Below are 3,769 nucleotides of genomic sequence, written 5' to 3'. Positions count from 1 at the left end.
GATTAAAGATACTATTTCTTAAATCAATCTCCTCTCTTTAAAACCTCTTCTCTTTCTTTTCTAAACAACGTACTCCGTCGATACTCTGGTGGTAAAAACATTCGAATTTGATCTGGATTATACCCAATTAACACTTTATTTCTTTCAATAATAATTGGGGATCTTAAAAGTTGGGGATTAACTTTGATAAAATCGAGTGCCTGATTTAATGTCAGTGTTTTAAGTAAACGAATTTTAGACATTTCTTCATCATTAAGATGATTAGGGTGCTTCAATAAATCAGTAAACCCCTTCTCTGTAGAGGAGAGAGCAGTAATTAACTCTTCTCGAGAAATTTGACCAGAGGAACGTATACAAACTTTGATTCCATAGCTCTTAAACCACTCTATAGCTCTAGGAGTAGACGTGCATCTTTGCCTATAATATAAATGAATCATCCTGTTCTCCAAAAATAAAAGCCTCCTTAAAAATTTAAGTAGGCTTTCATCTTATCACTCTCTTTCTTGGGTTTCTTTGTTATTTTTTAATTTTCTTAACAAAATCAAAATAATAATCAAGAGAAGAGAAACAACAATTATACCTACAAGTATATAGATCCAAGTATTGTCCTTCTCCAGAGAGACTGCTTCTTTATTATATTTCCGTGACTCTTCACCTTTTATTTCAAAGTCTTTTTCAAACTTCCACTCCTTGTCCCCTGATTTCCCTACACCTTTAAAGGTGTATTTCCCAGGTTTAAAGGGCTTATTATTCAGACTCATCGCAAAATCAAAATTAGAGTTCGGCGCCATACGAAGGTCTTCTTTCACTTCGGAATAAAGAACTTCACTGCCACCTTTTTCATAAACCTTACCTTCTATCTTTAAATCTTTAAGAATAGCGGGTTCATAATTTTGAATATTTGCAGTAATAACATTACGATAATTGATTTGTTTAGCTTGTACTGCATTTAATCGTAATTCTGGTTGAACAACAGTATCTGTCTCTGTCAGTTTAACACCGATCACATAAGCATATTTATTTACAATTTGACTGCCTTTAGAAGTATCTTTCTGATCTTTTCCTTGATCTTTTTCAGAAAAATATATTCCTCCCAAGATTGTTCCATTGTATTCTTCTTGTGGCATTTGAACATGAATTTTGACTTGCTTTTGACTTTTTGCGGGAACAGTCACTTCTTTTTCTGTTGTCGCAATATCTTTAAAGCCTGTCTTTAAGCTACTGTCACGTTTCGTCTTCGTATCGTTATATTCCACAATACCATTTTGATTGGTAATGGCAGTATTAGGATTCACTTCAACCGTCACTTCCTTAGAAGTATCATTGCGCATCTCCACCATTAAATCCTGAGATTGTCCTGGTTTCATACGTAGATCAAAATAAGATTGAGATTTATCCACTTGATTTTCTGGAAGTACTGCCTGAACAGAAAATTTCATTTCTGCCGCAGATACTGTCCTAAAACCAGAGAAAAGAAGAACTATACCTATAAAAAAGAGAAATAAACTTTTCTTTTTCACTCTCTTCTCCTTATTACGCTGGTGTATCTGTCAATGTCCAAGTGAGGCTAGTTTTATACTCCCCTTGAACTTTTTTGGTTTTACCTGGTACTGACAATGAGACACTTGATTTTCCTTCTTCTTCATCTGCACCAAAACGGTTCAACCATGTCCCTGTCCCTTGGTCTTCTTTCGCATCCAATACATCGGAAGAAACGCCCGGCGTCAAAGAAATGCCTTGGTTAGCGGTTGGTTCAATCCCGTCATTTGGTGTAGACAAGCTCGCATGATCCAATTTAAGTACCGCTCCAGCTAATTCATCTTCACCACTTTTAAACTGTCCGTCTTGAGTCACAGTTAAATGCCATCCTGCATTAGAACCACGTTTATCTGTCACTTGAACAAAGTTTGGACGACTAATTTCTGTACCATCTGATGCAATAATATTATCCAATTGAGCATAATATGTCATATCTGTCCCTGTAGTTTTTTGTTCACCAAAACGTAGATTAGACACATAATCAATACTCAATGGACCTGATGTTGGAGGTTCATGATCCTCTGGATCAGTTGGAGTAATTGGGTTTTCAGGGTCTGGATCCATAGGGTCAATAGGATTTACTGGTGCATCATCTGTCACATAAGAGATTGTTCCTACAGATTTCATTGATGCGCCATCTGCTTCCACAGGCTCCTCTGCCAAAGCACGAGAAGCACCAAATGCAAATCCTGTTAAAAGTACTGTTGTAGCCAAAGCTGTGTATGCTGTTTTTTTCATAATTTTTTTCCTTTTCCTTATCAATCTATGCATTTCATTACGCTGGTGTATCTGTTAACACCCATGTTAAATCTGTCGTGTATTTCCCATCTTTTACCTTTTCAGAAACTCCGGGAACGCTCAATGAAATACTCTTATCTCCGTTGCTTTCGTTACCAAAACCATCTAACCATGTGCCCATCCCTTGATCTTGTTGGGCAGTCATGACATCTTGGGCTGCGCCTGCAGCACCGTCTGCACCTGGAATTAAAGTAATCTCAGAGTTTGCGGTAGGAGCAGTTGCTTGGTTATCAGGTGTTGTTTTTACAATAGGATTGGTAATTTTGATTTCTGCACCTTTAAGCTCTTTGGCACTCTCGCCTTGTCCTGTTGTAAATTGTGTTCCCTGTTGGACTTGTAATTTCCATCCTGCATTTGTACCACGTTTATCTGAGACTTGGACCCAGTTGGGTTTATCTATTGTTTGACCTTCTTCTGCACCTTTAATTTTATCAAAGGCCGCATAATATGTTTCATCCTTAGCAGAAATCTTTTGTTCGCCAAAGTGGAAACTTGACGCATAATCAAGACTTAATGGACCATCTGTCGGCTCGATGGGATCAAGCGGATCTACTGGGTCTGTGGGGTCTGTGGGGTCAAGTGGATCTGTGGGATCTGTATCTTCCACAAAACTCACATCCCCTGTAGTATTCACAGAATTATCATCTGCGTGAACAACAGATGCAAAATTTAACATTGAACTGCTTGAAAGTAAGAGGGCTCCTGCCATAAGTAAGTGATTCATTTTCATTGTGTTTTCTCCTAATATTCTTTTTTTATTTTTTTTGTTGTAAGGGGTATTAAACTTGTACTTAAGAATAAGAGCCCAAGCATTTGCCAAGCTTGACCACTTGATTCCCCTGTTTTAGGGAGAATAGTCTTTCCAGTATAAACTGGAAAAGAGGTATTTCCACTGGGAATGAGGGGATCTACTTCTGGGGGGAAGTAAGATTGATCAAAATGAATAGACGCTTGGCTTTCCATATTGGCGGTTATATCCGCATGTGCAATTTGATTATTGCCAACGATATAAAAAGCAACAATACTCAAGAACAATCCTTTTTTAAAAATCCTTTTCAAATTTTTCACCTCCTTTCTCTTATACAGGTGCATCAATCAGTTTCCAATTAATAACGCCTGTATATTTCCCAACTTTTACAGTCCCTGGGGCAACTTGAAGGAGAGGACCTTCTTGAGTTGGCCATAAGACATCATACAATTCATTTTTGTCTGTACTTGTGCCATCAAACACATTCACTTCACTCGTCGAGGTAATCCATTGATCCAATTGAGTGCCTTTACGGAAAAGCAGTACATCATTTTTCAAAGGTTGTCCTGAACTATCTTTAAATTGATCCACAAGTTGAGCGGTAACTCGCCAATTTCTCTTACTTAATCGTGTATCTTCGACAATGATTTTCCAATTTGGATCTTGTCTTGAGATGGTTTCTGT

6 protein-coding genes are annotated in these 3,769 nt (G+C 37.6%); all 6 read right to left on the bottom strand.

Annotated elements, in window-relative coordinates:
- Window positions 1-23: 23 nt before the first annotated feature.
- Window positions 24-437 carry an ArsC/Spx/MgsR family protein gene (locus tag BZZ03_RS11610; RefSeq protein WP_086583387.1) on the bottom strand — a complete coding sequence of 138 codons (414 nt, stop codon included), beginning with the start codon at window positions 435-437 and terminating at the stop codon, window positions 24-26.
- A gap of 54 nt (window positions 438-491) precedes the next feature.
- Complete coding sequence (locus BZZ03_RS11605) at window positions 492-1,520, bottom strand: DUF916 and DUF3324 domain-containing protein (RefSeq protein WP_198943959.1); 1,029 nt, start codon at window positions 1,518-1,520, stop codon at window positions 492-494.
- A 13-nt stretch (window positions 1,521-1,533) separates the two neighbouring features.
- Window positions 1,534-2,277, bottom strand: a complete 744-nt coding sequence (locus BZZ03_RS11600) for a WxL domain-containing protein (RefSeq protein ID WP_086583386.1) — start codon at window positions 2,275-2,277, stop codon at window positions 1,534-1,536.
- Window positions 2,278-2,314: 37 nt separating this feature from the next.
- Window positions 2,315-3,067, bottom strand: a complete 753-nt coding sequence (locus tag BZZ03_RS11595) for a WxL domain-containing protein (RefSeq protein ID WP_086583385.1) — start codon at window positions 3,065-3,067, stop codon at window positions 2,315-2,317.
- 11 nt (window positions 3,068-3,078) lie between these two features.
- Window positions 3,079-3,405 carry an LPXTG cell wall anchor domain-containing protein gene (locus BZZ03_RS11590; protein WP_158092891.1) on the bottom strand — a complete coding sequence of 109 codons (327 nt, stop codon included), beginning with the start codon at window positions 3,403-3,405 and terminating at the stop codon, window positions 3,079-3,081.
- Between the two features lie 10 nt (window positions 3,406-3,415).
- Window positions 3,416-3,769 (bottom strand): WxL domain-containing protein (locus BZZ03_RS12050; RefSeq protein ID WP_233128994.1); only part of this gene is annotated, 354 nt, incomplete at its 5' end.

This window comes from Lactococcus petauri (assembly GCF_002154895.1).
Lineage (GTDB): Bacteria > Bacillota > Bacilli > Lactobacillales > Streptococcaceae > Lactococcus > Lactococcus petauri.
This window is presented reverse-complemented; position numbering and strand designations above follow the sequence as displayed.

What these genes read in the sequence shown, in the direction of transcription:
- BZZ03_RS11610 (WP_086583387.1), bottom strand. Translation starts at nt 437, where the DNA reads ATGATTCATTTATATTATAGGCAAAGATGCACGTCTACTCCTAGAGCT.
- BZZ03_RS11600 (WP_086583386.1), bottom strand. Translation starts at nt 2,277, where the DNA reads ATGAAAAAAACAGCATACACAGCTTTGGCTACAACAGTACTTTTAACA.
- BZZ03_RS11595 (WP_086583385.1), bottom strand. Translation starts at nt 3,067, where the DNA reads ATGAAAATGAATCACTTACTTATGGCAGGAGCCCTCTTACTTTCAAGC.